We start from the raw sequence: 16,951 nt of genomic DNA on the forward strand, positions 1-16,951 counted from the left end.
ATTAGTTGTTATATAATAGATATTGTTGTAGAAAACAGTAAATTGTTATCTAATTTCCCTGTACAAATCATACCCAGTTTTTGCAGCAACCTAATCGATCTGACATTGCTGTCAAGGGTCGTTGCTGAGATCGATTTATGAAGGTCGGAAGCCAATAAGTCCTGTAAAATTACAGATGCGGCTTCATATGCAAACCCACTTCGCTGATAGTCAGGAAGAAATGCAAAGCCAATATCCCAGTGAGGAAGATAATCTCTTTTCAAAAAAGTAACTATTCCTATCCTGACCATGGTTTGCTTATTATGAACTGTCCAGTATACGGCTAACGGATTTTCAGCTATTTTCCTGATATACTCCCGGGCAGTTTCAAGAGTATGAATATGCCGTTCGCCTATAAAGGTTACCCAATCACTCGTGTTTGTCAGTTGCTTGATAAAAGCCGCATCGTTCATTTGCAACACTTTTATAATTAATCTATCTGTATGGTAGGTTGATTTCATTATGAATGTTATTAGTAGGAATATGCATTTTAGAAAAACAATTTATTACTTCGAAGATAGCCTCCATAAAGACGCTATATACGTCTAAATAAAGAATCCATAAATTCTGTCACTACCGTCTTTAGTGATTGATATTCTTTATCTGGCCTATCCAAATCAGCCCATGACATTTTATAGATTGCCTCAGGATTAATCTCCTTGAAATCAGCATGAAGGTAATTGCCAAGTGCACTCATTAGTATAACATGAAACGAGCAGGCATCTTCATCGTATTCTACTGGAGAAAAAAAACAATCGATAATGCAGGTATAAAGCGCTTCAATAGCTGTAAGTGCCATGCTTGCCCTCTTATATCCTTTTGATTGCGTCATTTCGCGGACTTCTAAGGTAAATACCAACAGATCATCAGCCATACCATTAAGCATTAACTCTTTGTCCAGGATAAGCTCCGTTCGAATGCCCGGCCTGATAAGTTTCTCCAAAAAATCAAATGCATTTCGAACACTTTCATCAGATTCTTCTTTTATGTTCAAATCTCCACTGTAATTTTCTTCTATCCAGGTTAAAATAAAATGCTCATTTTCTTTTACTGACAAATAAAGAAACCTAAACTTATCTTCGCGGTTAAGAGCCAGAAATGTTTTTTGATGTTCCATTTTATATTAGTTTCAGTAAAATTTGGACTTTAACCTTTAGACGTCAACAAAAATATACAGACAGCATCAGTAACAAGACAAAAAACACATTTCACTTGCTAAATGCTGTAAGGTAGTATATGTGAATACTCAGGCAGTGAGATACGCTGATAAATGGCACTCAAACCCTTTAAATTGCTTTTAATCGCATCAAGTCTTCGCCGTCCAGCTAAAAATTAAAGAAAATCATAGCCGACTCAAAATTCAAAGATTAAACAAACCCAGACTTTGAATTGGGGCCTGTTTTACTAAAGACCTACTTAAGAAGCAGCGATTAGCTCACAGATCTTGTTTTTCATCTCATGGTATAAGTGTAAAGTTTTACCCCCGACCAGCGTTGCATCACAGTTTGCAGCAATAAATAGGACTGTCTGCTGCTCTTTGAAATATAGAAGTAAAGAACTTCCACCGAACACCGCACCTTGATGACCGAACTGGTGCTTATTACCGTAGCCAAAGACGTCAAGGCCCAATCCGTATTCTGATTCTCTGGTCGGGGTTGACATCAGTCCCAGAGTCTGCGGACTAACAATTTTATGCTTGGAGAGCGCCTGCATAAATTTTACAAAATCCAAACTTGTAGCGACCAACCCACCATCGCCGTATTCGCTATATATTTCAACCTTTGTCGGCACAGAAACATTCTGAAGGCGACCATCTCCGAAGCGGTCCATATAGTAGTTGGGCATGGCAAAACCGTCAAGAAAATCCTTCCCGTTTCTATAAAAGGTATACTTTAATCCCTGAGGATTAAAAAGATGTTCGACCAACCATTTCCACTCCTCCTGCTGGCCCACATGTTCAACGATTAGCGAGAGTAGCACATAATTTGTATTTGAATAATGATAGGCAGCATCTGGATGAAGATAAGTCTTCCGATTGACAAATTTTAAGATTCCCTCCAGATCCCATCGCTGTGAAAGATCATTGAACCAATGCAACCTGAAGCTGTCGTCCTCTATATAATCGGGAATGCCAGATCTGTGGCTCAATAACATTCGGACAGTGATATGAGCCGCCCCTTTTATTCTGGCAGTTACATGCACAGGTAAATAATTATCGATACTTTTGTCCAATTGGACCTTTTGCTGCTCAAATAGCATCATTATCGCTGTTGCGGTATATATTTTGGTCACGCTGCCGCCAGCATGCACGAATCCGTGGGTCAAAGGTTGGTTATCCTCGATTCGAGCATAGCCAGCTGCACCTTCCCAAACACCCTCGACGTTTGAAACTGCTACCGATAGTCCCGGCAATCCCTTTTTCGAATATTCATGAATAATCGAATTGATCTTTAGGCCCAGCGTATGATCTGTCTTATAGGCCTGGGGAAATTTTTTATCTTTTATGGGCTGTTCGAAGATATCTTTGGAGCAGCCCATTAATAGGCTCGCAAGCAGAATTATCAGGACGAATTGATTTTTCATAACTATTATTTTTTAAAAAGGTTAAATCTGGATCCTACGGTTAGCAGCGAACTTGGAAGGACTGGAAAGGCATTGTTGTACTTGATGGTCGGAATGATCTCATACCCAATAAAAGGCGTCACCTGATAGTATTTACCTAAATCCAGCTGATAACCTACGTCTGCAGTCAATGGGGCAATCCACCTTCCTTCTGATTGTGACCTACTTTTTTCCCACCTCGCTCCAACCATGTCGTATAGAGGATTGGAGTTATTGAAATATATAATCCTGCCAACTCCCAAACCTATTCCAGGCTTGATCTTTCCTATTGATGGTCGGTAATGAAATTGAGTGGATAGATAAATAGCATTGCCATGCTCAGCATGGTTAAGCCAGCCGATATTTAGACTCTGTGAGGTAGAATGGCCAACATCATAACCGTAGGCTATTCCAAGCGCAATGCCCGGATTTTTGAAATTGTCCATCAATTGTTTTAGGGGCAAGTTATAACCTTGCATGGAGAATTTGATATTATAGTTCAATCTAGATGGTGATTGGGAAAAGCCTTGAATTGCTATAAGGCTGCACAGCCCTACAACCAGACCAATGAGTTTACTTCGCATATAAATCTGTGAATTAAAATTAAGCCTCTGAATTTTCAGTGCGCAGCAAATTTATATGTCTTTGATTGTCGATTTGAACAGAATCGACCAACGACATATTTTGTCACCTAGAAAGATAATTATGCAACCCGAAAGGTAGCAACTCTGTAAAGCCAATACATCATCACTATCCAACATCCAGCTAGTCTTGATAAGATTCCAAATGTGGTAATATGTCCTTTTCAAAAGTATTTTTTTAGCATAATGTGCTCAACAGACTAATTATTAAGTAGACCTAAAGGTGCTTCGTTCTACAATAGATATTGGGCAACTTTTTAATAATCAGGCAGAGACTGAGATGATGTCGAGAAAATGCCATTTAAGCCCTTTACCGCTCCATTCCAGCCAGCTTGGTATGACCAAGAAACTTCACCACTGCCTTCAATATTCTCACCAACACCGGAAATGGTATCAAAAGCCCATCCCGATGCTGAAACCATTAGTTTTCCTCCTCCGTCCCAGGTGTTATTTTTAGAAGAAGTAATAAACCCCTGAACAGTGAGCTCAGCTTTCACACCTGCTTTAATGCGAATCGCATTTTCGAGTGGTTTCACCAACTCTTTCTTAACTTCTTTGATCACATAAATTACTGCGAATGTACTTTGCCCCAAAGCGTAATTTTCTTTCTGCTGAAGCCTCCATTTTCCAGCCCAGGTTTCCGCCGGCCCCTTAATTGTTGTCGTGGTTTCTTTACAATTGGCCTTGATATTGAGTAAGCCAAGTTCAACAGTAAGATTTACCGGACATCGAGGCGCCATTATATCCGCGAAACTCATTGTTTTAAATTGCTGCTCAAGTGAAGAACAAGCGGGTCCCTTAGATCTGTAGTTCGTCATTATCTTACTGATGTTTTTCAGATATTCATCTGCGTATTTATAATAGTTGACGTTAGCAAGGTGTTCGTTTGCTCCCACCAGATATCCCCATTTCGATTGAAAAAAAAAACGTTCAGCAGCCCAATGTAATTGTTTCTCATCGTAAGCTTCAGCAGCAGTGGCGCAAGCCACCAAAAACCTGTCTCTAAGTCCGTTTATAGCCTTACATTCCTCTTTAGTCAGTCTCTCAATATTTACACAACCGGAACTTGAACCTTCTCCGTCGCATTTGTACTGAGCTTTCTTCTGTGCATAATCCTGATAAATTTTCGTTTCGTTAATATCGTAATCCTTTTCCAGATCGTTAATCCGGCTATTAAAAGCCTCTTCCTCTTTCATCATAGCTAACAAAACATCCTGTTGAATGTACTTATTTGTAAATATTTTTGCGGCTTTTTCAAACCAGGGATTACCAACATTAACGGTTATTTGCTCCCCTGCGGATAAACGTTTCTGCAGATTCTGAATCCTGTTATTGAGCTGCTTATTGCCCAACTCTTGTTCACGGTTTATAATTTCAGAAAGAACACCTCTCATACGGTCAATTTCAGTTCTAAATGCTGCACGCTCACCCTTAACCAGCTGCTCATCTTCAACACGCTTCTGGTGCATGGGTTTTTTAATCTTATACAAATCGAAATAGTCAGGCAAATCTTTTGGTTTAGCGAAAAAATCATAGGCTGTGCGGGATTTATCGAGTTCATCTATGATCTCCATTGCACCGTCATTAAGACCAGCCTCAACGGATTTCTTTGCAAATTCAAGTGCTTTCTCTTTCTGTCCTTGTTGTTTAAAAATTTGAGCAGCAGAATTATTTGCCTGAGGATGCCCAGGTTGCTGCTTAAGGCACTTCCGCAAGTAGACCATAGCACTGTCCTGCTCTCCTATTCCCATAAAGGCCTGTGCCAGGTTATTCAATATTAGTGCATGTTCAGGATATCGAGAAACCAAGCCCTTACAAATTGGCATTGCCTCGGCAGGTGCATTCGCATTTATGAGCATAGCTGTGTAGCTGTTGATGTTTAAATCATCCCCAATATCGCCGATCAGCGCAGTACCTGCAAGAAATGCGCCTTCCTGTAGTGCGCCGTTAAGATAAGCTGACATTCCGAGGTCGAACAAATTCAGGCTTACTTTCGTATCGGAAAGGATGTCCTGTAGAAGTTTTCTGCTATTGCTACTCATCTTTGTAAATAAATCAGTATTTAACCGCTGAATATATTTCTTCAATTCCTCGCCTTTTAACTTTTTCCGTTGGATGGGCGTGAGCACTATCTTCTGAACGGTTTTTATTGCTATTGTCTGTCTTGGAATGCTCATTACAGTTTTCATCATCGGCTTAAGGATTTTCTTGGCCTCTTCAGCCATTGCTTCAGGGTCATCTCCTTTTAAGCCCCGGGCTTTAAGTTTTTTTGCAGCTTCTAGAGCCTGTTTGATCTGCTCCGGGGTCGGTTTCCCACCCTGTGCCGTTACAGTCATACTGCAGAGTAATACCAAAATTATGGACAGCAGTAAGTTTGGAAAAAATTGTCTTTGCATAAGAAAGTGAATTTGAATAGCCAAAATTCCTCTTCGCTTAAAATTTAATCAAATTCCGTAGACAGACTCAAGGTCTTTGTCGACAATAAACTGAAATTCTTAAAGTTTATAGCAGATTTGTAATTACCCCTTAATAACTCAAATAATTTCAACGTATCTTTTCGTTTTTACGCCAATTTGGCTTAAAATTTTTAAAACACCCTATTATGTCGTCCATCTACATATCTGTGTTTTCTGTCTCCAAAACAAGAATTAAGACCTGAGAGTTTCCCAAAAACCAAACAGTTCCTTATCTTTACTCTCGGAAGAAGTCGGCATTTTAACCCAGTCCGTATCATCTCATCATGCTTAATAAAATATGGTCTCGTCATAGCAAACTACTTCGGCATCTGCTCTTTTGGGGCATCTGTACAACAATACTTACTTTTCTGTTCGCCGTTGGGCTCCCCAGCTACTGGTTGGCACTTAAACTGGTACTCATGTTGCTGCCGGTACATATCGGATATTATTATACGGTGAGCGCTATCATCATTCCCAAATTTCTCTACAGAAGGGAATTTGCTGCCCTTGCGGTTTCCTTTATCTTAGTGTGCATCTTTTTCACCTGCTGCTACCGGCTGATAGAGATATTTTTTGCGGACCCCTATCTTTTCGGTCAGATGAAGCCTTTGAATCCAACGTTCAAATGGAAAAAAATAGAAGGCAGCATTCCCCAGCAGTTTTTCAATGGACAGTATATGGTACATGCCCTTGAGCAGACTAATGCCATTGTTTTTGGAGGCCTGCTGATCAAGTTTATCGGTATGTGGTATGACCGGAAACAAATGGCCCTGAACTCCGAGCTAAATTTTCTCCGGGCACAGATCCACCCCCATTTTTTGTTCAATACGCTCAATAACCTATACTCACTCACGCTCAATAATTCTCCGGCCTCGCCAGGTGTAGTATTGGACCTTTCGCAGATCCTCCGATACATGCTTTATGAATGCAATACCGACTATGTGCCGCTGAAAAAAGATATCGAGATTATCCGTCATTACATTGGGCTGGAACAACTGCGCTATGGAGACCGTCTGGACCTGAACCTCAATATCAAAGGTGATATCCATGGACAGCAGATTGCTCCTCTATTAATGATACCACTAATAGAAAACGCCTTTAAGCATGGTGCAAGCGAGATGATCGAGGAGGCCTGGATCAATATCGTCATCGAAGTGGAACCCTCCTCCATTAAATTGAAGGTCTCCAACAGCAAGCCATTGGAACAGCACCAGGGAAATCGTTCACATTTTGGAAAGATCGGATTAGAAAATGTGAAGAAACGCCTGGCACTAATCTATCCCGAATCACATATATTTTCGGTGCATGATCAAGAGGACATGTTCGCTGTGATCCTACATATCGAGCTGTTTCCCAGCCTGCTGCCATCCAAAAGAAAAAGAAGTAACCCGAGTCATCCATTACTGGCATTGAGTGCAACTGATGGGAATCTGTAGCAATCCGCTGCATAAACTCAACTTTTACAGGACATTAAAAATCCGCCAAGGATCATCTTTACAACGGCTTATTAGGACTATTACCACCGGATCAACATCCATATCTTACTTGTGGTCAGATAGAGAACCAATCGGGCAAAAGTTCATTAGACTATCTTTTGCTGTCTTCTATCTACTAAAAACTGCAATCAATCGCTGAGCATTCCATATAAACGGCCTTTGCGGGAACTTTGTTAAGCATTCCCTGAAAGAAAAAGTTCAGGTTCAATAGCAATAATTAATAAACAAAAAAAATGAAAAAAGTAAAATTACTAGCGCCACTATTGTGCGCATTGATGTTCATTGCCTGTAAGGACGACAAGGTAGAAGTGAACTACAAACCTTATAAACTGGAGGCGGGTTCTACGGTAAAATGGAAAGGCACTGTCGTTGGCGGACCTTCCAATGAGGGTACGATTAGCGCCTCAGGAGGCGGTTTCTATGTAGCCGACGAAAAGGTGATCGGCGGTGAGGTTAATATTTCAGTGGCCTCTATTGCCGTGACTAATAACCTACCTGCTGAAGCAAAAATCGAACTGATCAATCACCTAAAGACTTCCGACTTCTTCAATCTGGCAATGCATCCAACGGTATCCTATACGGTAGTCAGCACCGAAAAGCTTCCCACACCGGACGCAGCGGGCAACAACTACAAGATCTATGGCAGCATGAAATTGCTAGGATCATCCTTTCCATTGAATATTCCGGCTAAGATGACCATTGGAGACGACAAGATCACGATCAAATCGACCTTTACGTTCGACAGGTCAAAATGGGGAATGAACTTTGCCGTGGTAACACCAGCACCAAATGGAGACCTGATCGAAAAGGATGTAGAAGTAATCATCGACCTGGTGGCCGAAAAAGAAAAATAATAGCTTATTATTTCATTTTTAAAACTAAAGTGCCTTCGACTAGTCGTCGGGCACTTTTTGTTTTATGGGAGATTTGGCCATGCCCCGCTAACTTATCACATCGCCCACGAGGGAAATATTCCCAACAACCTACTGAACGGTAAGTTCTGTCCTTTTTGGTAATATTCGTAGGAGATGATATCGCTGAAGTTCTTTATCGGATGGTGAGCCCATTTGCTCCTCAAATCGCATGGAAAATGGGAAACCGGACGACCACCTGATTTTGACCAGCGAAATACTTTCTGCTGGACTAAATATCCTTGACCAGAATGGTGATGGTGTAGGGCTTCGACGTCAAGTTGCCCTTTTTGCTAACCAGCCTGATCGTATGCTTACCGGCCTTGGCAAATTTTACGACGGCATGCTCTATACTGGTATCGGCAGGACCACCGATGCCAAAATTCCAAAGATAGCTGTCACTATTGGTTGATTGGTTGATCAGGTAGATCTCCTGGCCGACAAAGTAGCCACCAGGAGTCTTGCCTACGGCAAACTTGGCGACAGGATTGGGATTGGCCTCTATAATAATATCCTGCTCAAAAACAGCCGAACGCTTACTACTATTGATGGCCACCAGTTTGGCCTTGTAGGTGCCCGCAGTAGAAAATATATAGTCGATGGGCGATTTCACATTATCCTTTCGCCCGTTGATATCCCATTCATAACTGGTAGCGTTGGCCGATTCGTTGACAAACTGCACCGTTGCAGGGGCATAAGAAATCTTGTTCTTAAAGCCATAGCTAAAAGAGGCGATCGGATTGTCGTCTGTTGTAATCAGTAATACCCGAGAAGTGAACACGTTGTGGCTTTTATTAGCGGCCTTAAGGGTAACGGTATAAGCTCCCGGTGTTACGAAGGTAACCTTGCCTGGTTGCTCTTTGCTGGATGTAGTACCGTTGTTAAAGTCCCATTGGTGGGAAGTAGCGTTTTTGGTTAGGTTAGTGAAAGTGATCTCTGCAGGAGCGATCGAACTGCCGGCCCAGGAAAAGTCAGGCAGTACCGCCTCATTACCCTCAAGTGGAACCTTTGGTGCACTCCCCTTCTTACATGAAGAGACCGCCAGCAGCAGACACATTAGAAAATAACTCATTTTGTTCATAGTACTTTTTTTCTTTGAACCTACTGGATTTCGCCAGGAAAAACCAATAAAGTAGATAAACTGCGCATACAGGTAGATGAACAACCTATCAGCCGTTCCGAAACTCAAAATTAAAACCGCTAACTAAGAGTATAACTCTAAGTTGGTAATTCTATCTATCGAACCAATCCTTTTATCACTTGAAGAAGGTCTTCTGTCGACTTTTCAGGATAAACTTCCGCGTACAATTGAACTTTGCGGGGATCAGTGTCTGAAGAGTGCGCTAGCTGACGAGGTTATTCGGGACCAGATTAGTGTAGCCTAACCCCTGACGATGATGATGATGATGATAATAAAACATAATATGATGACAAAGAAAAAATTGATCTGCATGTTGTTGATAGCATGCACCGCACTTCAAGCCTGCAAGAAAAAAAATGGCGATCAGCCGGATGCGCCCGACGAACCTACCATACCGGGTGCCATTCGTGTGGAACATGGAGAGCCGATAGGCGAGGTCACAGCCAAGACCATCGGACCTAATGGTGGGGAATTGACCATCCCTAACACTACTTTTAAACTCACTGTTCCAGCCGGAGCTGTGGATAGAGATGTAAACTTCAGTGTACAGCAAGTAAACAATACCCTTCCTAATGGCGCAGCAAGTCCTGTATACCGTCTTTTGCCCGAAGATGTACAGTTCAAAAAAGATGTTGAGATCAGTCTGCCCTATGATGATGCCAGCAACATGGTACAATCACTTGTGAGCCTTACCTATCAGGACAAGAAAGGATATTGGCGGGTGGTGAAGAACCCTGTTGTGAATAGGAACAATTATACGGTGACCGCTAAAATCCGACACTTTAGCGATTGGGTTGTCGTTTCCAGGTTATCGGTAGTAGTAGTCGACGGTCACAGTGATCTGGAAAAAAGCGAAAGTACAGAGCTGCAGCTATCTTTCATGCCAATCATTGAAGAGCATGCTGACCTTGATGACCTTTTAGGTAGAGTAGTCAAATTTGATGGGAGCAAAGTCAAGGAATGGAGGATGTTGGGGACCAGCACTGAAGACCGTGGCACCCTTACTATTGGTAGTGATCGCACATCAGCTACCTATAAGGCCCCTAGTACCTACCCTGAAAGAATGACCAGTCATAGTATAGAAGTAGTATTACATCCATTGGACGAAATAGAGAAGGAACACACTGCGAGAACGCGGATAACATTGCTCTCCGAGGAATACAGTTACACTTCAATAGAGGGGCAATCCGGTAGAATAGATGGGAATGCCGGGGTTGAGGTCTATAGCGGAAGCTCATCGACCTATGCAAACTTTCGAGGTCATTCAGGAAGTAGGCTTCACTTCGAAATACCCGACCAAAGCTTAGGGACCAAACCTTTTGGAGATAATGTACGCGCATCCTTTTTCTATTCGGATGGTAACAGTGACTATTATTCTAGTGCATATACCGAGTGTGTGCCTGCCGGAGAGCAGCATACCTCAGGGGTCATCGTACTGCTCGAGGAAAAAAATGGGCTGATCACCGGAGCGCTGAAGGGCGACCTTAAACAGAAAATTCGGAGCACACCATACTGTTACGGGAAGGCCGAAAAATTCTACGCTAAATTCAGGTTCAAGAAAAGATAAGATGCATCGATCATGTGAACGCAATTCTACTGCAGATACTTTGCATAAGTTTGGTCCTTCAGTGGAGCAATGTCCAAAGTGATGGGACGCATTTTTGTGGCTGCCATAGAGCTGAAATTTTTGATTTTACGATTCGCAGAATAAATACAGATATGAAAATACAGATACAAAGTTTCCATATAATTGGCCTGGCCGTACGCACCAGCAACGAGGGCGGCAGGGCCGAGAAAGATATTCCGGCATTATGGAGCCAGTTCTTTGGTGATGGCGTCCTTGCAAAAATCCCCAACAGGCATGATGATACCCTTTATTGTATCTACACCGATTACGAGAAAGACCATACCCTCCCCTACACGACTATCCTGGGCTGCAGGGTCGACAACCTCGAGGAAATTCCCGAGGGAATGACTGGACTGACGATTGAAGATGGCCAGTACCAACAGTATCCATTGAAGGGTAACTTGAACGATGGACTGGTTTATAACAAATGGAAGGAAATCTGGCAGTCGCCCTTGGAAAGATTGTTTTCGGCAGACTTTGAGGTCTATGACCATAGAAGCACCGATCCCAGTAATGCAGAGGTCGATATCTTTATTTCTCTTCGTTAGATTGCCTGGGCCATAAAGAAAGGAGGCCGTTTCATAATGAGACGGCCCTGCTTGTCAGATTATGAAGATTTGATATACCCCATCCTCCTGTCCTGAGCACTTGCAATCCCTGTCTTGTTATCAGCCTCCACTCCGAAATCCTTTATCAAATATATCCAGCAACTTTTAGGGTCGTCTCTTTGACAACTAAAGGTTGTCTGGTAGGTTGCCCACAATAAAGGGATAGAAAACGGCTTAGCATCGACAAACGACCAAAACATATCGTCGGTCAACCTTCTATCTTAAGCTCTGCTTATTACCGTTCAATTGGTGTTGTCCGACTGGAAAATTAAACTGTCTATCGCCATGGCATAATTTAATTATTTCTTTCAGAGATATTGCGGCCATCATTAACAACAAAAAATAAAAGAATAAGATGAAAATAAACACGATGAACTTGTTAGTTGCGCTTTCTTTACTAATGTTAGCCTGTAAAAAAGACAAGGGTGGAGATATGAACAAACCTGCTACCGATATGGTGAAGGGGAAAGTGCTGACTTCCGATGGACGACCGGTGTCCGGTGCCAGGATCATTATTTCCAGTGTAATCTGGTACAATGAAAACACCGTGGCTACCACTGGTGCTGAAGGAACTTACAGCAAAAAACTTGCGGGACTGGACAGTGACGCCTTCTATGCCTATGCTTCCATCCAAAAAGATTATAATGGCAAGCGATATACGATGGACCTACACCCAGAATCTACCGATGATTTTTTTCCCGCTGATGGAGCGGTAAGGAACTTCATCTGGAAACTCACTGGCCCACAGGTGGGCAGGTCAACGGGAATTTATGGCGGCCAGGTGACTGTAGCGTCAGAACCTGGTGCATTTTATGATTTCACTAATGTAACCCTTACCATGGTACCCCAAGGAGCATTAATCGATGGCAGTAACGGAAGCACCATCACTATGAAGGTGCCCAACAGTCAAAAATTAGAGGTGCCGATTGGCCGCTATCTGATTTCTGCAGTGTATGCGCCTGCGGGGCAGGGACAGAAAACGATGAAAATCAGGCTGTCCGATACCGGCAGTTATAACAATAGTGTACTTGTTGATTTCAGTCCCTCGACCGATTTCTGCAAAAATTGTCTTACCCTGGATGTAAAGGAGTAAATTGCCAACATAAGGATTATAAACCGACTGAAGCCTGCAGTCGGTTTTTCTATTATACGCATTCTTAGTCCCAGTGTCTTAAATAATGATGACCAGAACCTACAGGTACAGTTATTATTTACAATAGTCAATATAATGGAAATAGATGACCTTCAACAATTATGGGAACTTGTAGCCAAACTCCACGACGGTCAAAAATACGGAGGTCGAGACAGGGATGAACAGATGGAATATATCAGCCATATAGGCAGTGTGGTGTTTGAACTACTCTATGCAGTAAAATCATCTCCCGAACTGGATAAGGACCTGATGATCAAATGTGGGCTGTTACATGATACAATCGAAGATACTAACTTCACGCTTGCCCAGATCAAGGAAACTTATGGCCTGGTAGTAGCGTCGGGTGTGGCCGCGTTGACCAAGGATAAGGCCCTTGAAAATAGAATGGATCAGATGTTGGATAGCCTGCAACGCATTAAGCAGCAACCCAAAGAGATCTGGGCGGTAAAAATGGCGGACCGCATATGTAATCTGTTCGCTCCGCCATTCTATTGGGACAATCATAGAAAATTGCATTATCTTCGGGAATCCAACCTGATCTATGAAGAGCTGCGGGAAGCATGCCCTTATTTGGCACACCGTCTTAAAGAGAAGATATTGGAGTACATGAGCTATGTGGATTGAAAAATCTGTTGCCAGAAACATGGCAGCAGGCCCCATATCTCAATTATATCTCAAAATATGAAATAGCGTATGGCTTTCAAGGAAAAAATAAAACTGAGAACAGCAATAACTGCGGACATTGCGTCAATTACACAACTTTATACTGAAACTGTTCTGACAGTTTGTACTGGTGAATACAATCAAAATGAACTTGAAACCTGGGCATCTCTTGGACAGAATCTTGAACGATGGAAAGACCGGATTAAAAATCAATATTTCCTGATTGCTGAGTTAGGAGAGAAAATCGTTGGGTTCGCAAGCTTATCACATGAAGGGTATCTAGATGTATTTTATATTCACAAAGATTACCAGCGCAGAGGAATTGCTTTTACGCTTTATAACACCTTAGAGGAACAGGCTATTAGACTTTCTTTGAAAAATATAATAGCAGATGTCAGTAAAACAGCAAAACCTTTCTTTGAGAAACAGGGATTTTTAACCTTAAGGGAGCAACTAAACCATTTAAAAGGATATATTCTTGTAAATTATAAGATGGAAAAGAAAATCTAAAATTTTATAAAGGAATTACTTCTCAATATTTGCCCAAAGCTGGGAGTTTCGGTCATATGGGTTCTTCCCTACTTTTTGGTGTAGGCTAAATATGGATGATCCAACGTTCGTTTATAGTATGTTGTTAAACAACTTTTAAGAAGATTCTAGTTGAGTCAATTTTTCAAAAGCGAGGAATCCCCTTAATTAATAATGTTATTTGATAAAATCGAGTAAAAGCACGAGAAGAGGGATTTTTGAGAATTGGTCAATCCAAAATCCCAGTATTGAAATATATCCGGCTTCCCTTTGGGTGATAGGAAGGCAAATACCTGATAATATTTAGTTCAACCAATTCTCTAATACATTTGTGATAAGTGGCCGTAGATCTAATTTTTGATGAGGCCATTAACTTTCTTCTGGTAATAGGAATGGCTTCTATCCAATGGTTCTTCTGCCACTGGTGATAGATTGCTAAAAATAGGCTGATGTGGGAGAACTCTACGCGCTGTTCCCTGGAAATGACTGTAAGAAATACATCAATTAACTTGTCTTGTTTCATAAACAATACATAAAACTGTTCACATAGTTGAAGCTTATCCTGATCCCAGTTATTAATTAGCACATCATATGCGTCTTTAGACTGGGAGATTTTAGGCCGTTCACAAGCTTTATATTTAGGCTGATAGGAAACTTTGATCTCTGCAACGTTGAACAGTGGGTTTTGGCATTGCGCTTTCATCATTTTAAATTTTAACGATTGAAAATTTGATTAATTGTGCGCGCCGCCAGCCGGGGGCTGAGCAAGCAAAAAATGCTGCGGAATAAATGGCCGGGCGGGGTAAGGCCGGTGGATTTATGCCGAACAATTTTTGCGCTCCGAAAGCCCCCGGCTAAATTGGTGCAGGATTAATGGAATAGATAACTGGCTTAGCAAGAAATGCAAACCACTTCATAGCATATCATTCCAACATTGGACAGCCTAAATTTCGAAAGCACTAACATTGAAGCTTAAAATTTAGACAGATGGAGATGATAAAAAAAGTAGCTCAAAGAAGGGCTTCCGGAACTGCTGCCAGAACAAATCGAAAGTCCATTAAAATCAACCCAAAACCTATTGGAAAAATACAAGCCAAAAAACGCATAACTCAGTCAACTGAGACAAAAAAAAAGAGTGGTGTGGTTTCAAAAAATCAATTAGACACCCCGAAAAGCATCGATAATATCGATGATGTTTTCGGCCAATCCGAGGAAGAAAAAGAGGAAAAACTGGTAAATTTAGTGGTTAAAGTTTTGGTTAAATCGACGTTAGACGAGCTATATGGAAAAGAGAGCAATTAGATATTTAAGATTTAGTGATAAGAAGCAAAGTGAGAATTCGATTGAACGCCAACGGATGGTTACTGATCAATACATAGAGTTCCATAAGATCAATTTGATAGACACATTTATAGATCGGGGAAGAAGTGCTAGAACATTCGACCGACCGGATTTCATAAAGCTCCAGGAATTCATCAGTCTTTATCATAAAAATGTGGATTACCTGCTTGTAGATCAGATGGATCGTTTCAGTCGGGATGCTGGTGAGGCCATGAGTATGGTCAAAAAGCTTCAATCGCAATATGGCATTCAAATTATTAGTGTATCAGAAGGTATTGAATTTGATTACAATACCCCAGGAAGCTTTTTCAGAGCAGGGCTCCAACTATTACTTGCCGAAGAGGACAATATCAACCGTAGTATAAAAATAAGAGCAGGTTTATATTCCAAGAAAACTAAAGAAGGAAAATACGTTTTTCGAATTACCCCCTACGGTTACACAAAAATAGGTGAACCAAGAGACCGGAGACTGATCATCAATGAAGATGAAGCAAAGGTAGTTCGGTTCATTTATGAAGCATATTTAAAGAATATACCCATGTACCTGATCAAACAAAAAGCTGAAATTATGGGGCTTAGCCGAAAAGGGAATATGATCGTAGAGCGCATTCTGACAAATCCGGTATATGCAGGACTACTCAAAACCGAAGCTTTTAAGGATCACCCCGGTGGTCTGTTTCCCGGAATTCATGAACCCATCATTGATCTGATCACATGGAAGATGATTCAGAGCAAATTCAAACGAGTAGTTAAAGCCCGAACGATTATTGATGATTCACTTCCGCTAAGAGGCATATTGAAATGCCATTGCGGAAACCTTCTTACAGGCGCTCCGTCACGTGGCAAATCAGGTAAATACTTTTACTACTACAAGTGCAGATTTTCTGGCCATAACAATATCAGCGCTAATAAAGCACATGATCAGTTTGATAAGATCCTTGATTTAATGAGTTTATCCTCAGCGAAAGTTGCGAAGATCAAGAACAACACGAAAAATGAAATAGAAAAGGAGCTGGAGATCAATAGAATTCGATTAGTGGAGAAAAAGGGTGAACTCAGCAAAGAGAAAGAATTGCTTTACTCTGTCGAGGATAAGTACATCAAAAACGAGATTGATTCCGACACATACAAAAGATGGTTTTCAACTTATAAAGATAAAATTGACTCTTTGGAATTTGCCGTCATGAGATTGGAGAAAACTGACAATGAGGCATTCACGATCTTGGATAGAAGATTAGAACTGGCAGGCGATGTTAAATATATTTATCGTAAATCAAACACTTTGGAGAAGCGGGAATTCCTCGATCTGGTGTTCGACTCAAATCTCTACTACGAAAAGGGTATTTATCGAACACCCACAATGATGGAAGCGCTATCACACAACGTACTGAAAATGAAAGAATTGGGAGTGCTTATTGTAGAATCGAGTAGGAAGATAGGGATTATTTCCCTATCTGTCCTCTCACACCACACGTACGTGCCGTTCGGCATACGGCGGTTTGTTAGAATAACTTCGTTTGGTGTTCAGTTTTCCAATAGTAGTAGTTGGCAAATCCAATGTACTTCAGCTTTGCGAAATACTCAATACTCAGATTACCCTGAAGGATTGGACTACGTGCCAGTCGACAATAGGACTTCCTACTATTAGACCATTCGAATGCCTTCTGCTTTCCAACCCCCAGTTTGATCAGGTTTCGGCTTCGGCATCCTGCATTCTTCCACTGTTTCCAGATGATCATCCGCAGT

16 protein-coding genes are annotated in these 16,951 nt (G+C 41.5%); 9 read left to right on the forward strand and 7 right to left on the reverse strand.

Features of this window, described 5'->3' with window-relative positions:
- Positions 1-8 precede the first annotated feature (8 nt).
- The 5 genes from CPT03_RS13760 to CPT03_RS13780 form a co-directional block, all read right to left on the reverse strand.
- Complete coding sequence (locus tag CPT03_RS13760) at positions 9-500, reverse strand: GNAT family N-acetyltransferase (RefSeq protein ID WP_099439386.1); 492 nt, start codon at positions 498-500, stop codon at positions 9-11.
- A 74-nt stretch (positions 501-574) separates the two neighbouring features.
- The gene (locus CPT03_RS13765) at positions 575-1,156 is read right to left on the reverse strand and encodes a hypothetical protein (protein WP_099439387.1); all 582 of its coding nucleotides are present in this window, start codon (positions 1,154-1,156) and stop codon (positions 575-577) included.
- 299 nt (positions 1,157-1,455) lie between these two features.
- Complete coding sequence (locus tag CPT03_RS13770; RefSeq protein ID WP_099439388.1) at positions 1,456-2,622, reverse strand: serine hydrolase domain-containing protein; 1,167 nt, start codon at positions 2,620-2,622, stop codon at positions 1,456-1,458.
- Between the two features lie 5 nt (positions 2,623-2,627).
- Positions 2,628-3,086, reverse strand: coding sequence for a hypothetical protein (locus CPT03_RS13775; RefSeq protein ID WP_157766447.1), 459 nt, complete (start codon positions 3,084-3,086; stop codon positions 2,628-2,630).
- Between the two features lie 452 nt (positions 3,087-3,538).
- Positions 3,539-5,677 carry a tetratricopeptide repeat protein gene (locus CPT03_RS13780; protein ID WP_157766448.1) on the reverse strand — a complete coding sequence of 713 codons (2,139 nt, stop codon included), beginning with the start codon at positions 5,675-5,677 and terminating at the stop codon, positions 3,539-3,541.
- A 479-nt stretch (positions 5,678-6,156) separates the two neighbouring features.
- On the opposite strand from CPT03_RS13780, the gene CPT03_RS13785 reads away from it, so the two are divergent.
- Both CPT03_RS13785 and CPT03_RS13790 read left to right on the forward strand, forming a co-directional pair.
- Entirely contained in the window at positions 6,157-7,173 is a 1,017-nt protein-coding gene (locus tag CPT03_RS13785; RefSeq protein WP_157766449.1) for a sensor histidine kinase, read from the forward strand.
- A 293-nt stretch (positions 7,174-7,466) separates the two neighbouring features.
- Positions 7,467-8,087, forward strand: coding sequence for a YceI family protein (locus CPT03_RS13790; RefSeq protein WP_099439392.1), 621 nt, complete (start codon positions 7,467-7,469; stop codon positions 8,085-8,087).
- A gap of 289 nt (positions 8,088-8,376) precedes the next feature.
- Here the strand turns inward: CPT03_RS13790 and CPT03_RS13795 are convergent, their stop codons facing one another.
- Positions 8,377-9,333 (reverse strand): PKD domain-containing protein, encoded by a 957-nt coding sequence (locus CPT03_RS13795; RefSeq protein ID WP_157766450.1) that lies wholly within the window; start codon positions 9,331-9,333, stop codon positions 8,377-8,379.
- Positions 9,334-9,568: 235 nt separating this feature from the next.
- Between CPT03_RS13795 and CPT03_RS13800 the strand changes: the two genes are divergently transcribed.
- The 5 genes from CPT03_RS13800 (at position 9,569) to CPT03_RS13820 (ending at position 13,846) form a co-directional block, all read left to right on the forward strand.
- Entirely contained in the window at positions 9,569-10,852 is a 1,284-nt protein-coding gene (locus CPT03_RS13800; protein ID WP_157766451.1) for a hypothetical protein, read from the forward strand.
- Between the two features lie 152 nt (positions 10,853-11,004).
- Positions 11,005-11,460 (forward strand): GyrI-like domain-containing protein, encoded by a 456-nt coding sequence (locus tag CPT03_RS13805; protein WP_099441121.1) that lies wholly within the window; start codon positions 11,005-11,007, stop codon positions 11,458-11,460.
- A 430-nt stretch (positions 11,461-11,890) separates the two neighbouring features.
- The gene (locus CPT03_RS13810; protein WP_157766452.1) at positions 11,891-12,613 is read left to right on the forward strand and encodes a carboxypeptidase-like regulatory domain-containing protein; all 723 of its coding nucleotides are present in this window, start codon (positions 11,891-11,893) and stop codon (positions 12,611-12,613) included.
- A 135-nt stretch (positions 12,614-12,748) separates the two neighbouring features.
- A complete protein-coding gene (locus CPT03_RS13815) occupies positions 12,749-13,297 on the forward strand; it encodes a hypothetical protein (protein WP_216641551.1) in 549 nt (182 codons plus the stop codon).
- A 69-nt stretch (positions 13,298-13,366) separates the two neighbouring features.
- The gene (locus tag CPT03_RS13820; protein WP_099439397.1) at positions 13,367-13,846 is read left to right on the forward strand and encodes a GNAT family N-acetyltransferase; all 480 of its coding nucleotides are present in this window, start codon (positions 13,367-13,369) and stop codon (positions 13,844-13,846) included.
- A 247-nt stretch (positions 13,847-14,093) separates the two neighbouring features.
- Here the strand turns inward: CPT03_RS13820 and CPT03_RS23135 are convergent, their stop codons facing one another.
- Complete coding sequence (locus CPT03_RS23135; RefSeq protein ID WP_245869840.1) at positions 14,094-14,570, reverse strand: hypothetical protein; 477 nt, start codon at positions 14,568-14,570, stop codon at positions 14,094-14,096.
- A gap of 281 nt (positions 14,571-14,851) precedes the next feature.
- Between CPT03_RS23135 and CPT03_RS13830 the strand changes: the two genes are divergently transcribed.
- A complete protein-coding gene (locus tag CPT03_RS13830) occupies positions 14,852-15,166 on the forward strand; it encodes a hypothetical protein (RefSeq protein WP_099439398.1) in 315 nt (104 codons plus the stop codon).
- Positions 15,147-16,853, forward strand: coding sequence for a recombinase family protein (locus CPT03_RS23295; protein WP_099439399.1), 1,707 nt, complete (start codon positions 15,147-15,149; stop codon positions 16,851-16,853). The genes CPT03_RS13830 and CPT03_RS23295 overlap by 20 nt, the downstream gene beginning before the upstream one ends.
- Positions 16,854-16,951 lie beyond the last annotated feature (98 nt).

It is taken from the genome of Pedobacter ginsengisoli (genome assembly GCF_002736205.1).
Lineage (GTDB): Bacteria > Bacteroidota > Bacteroidia > Sphingobacteriales > Sphingobacteriaceae > Pedobacter > Pedobacter ginsengisoli_A.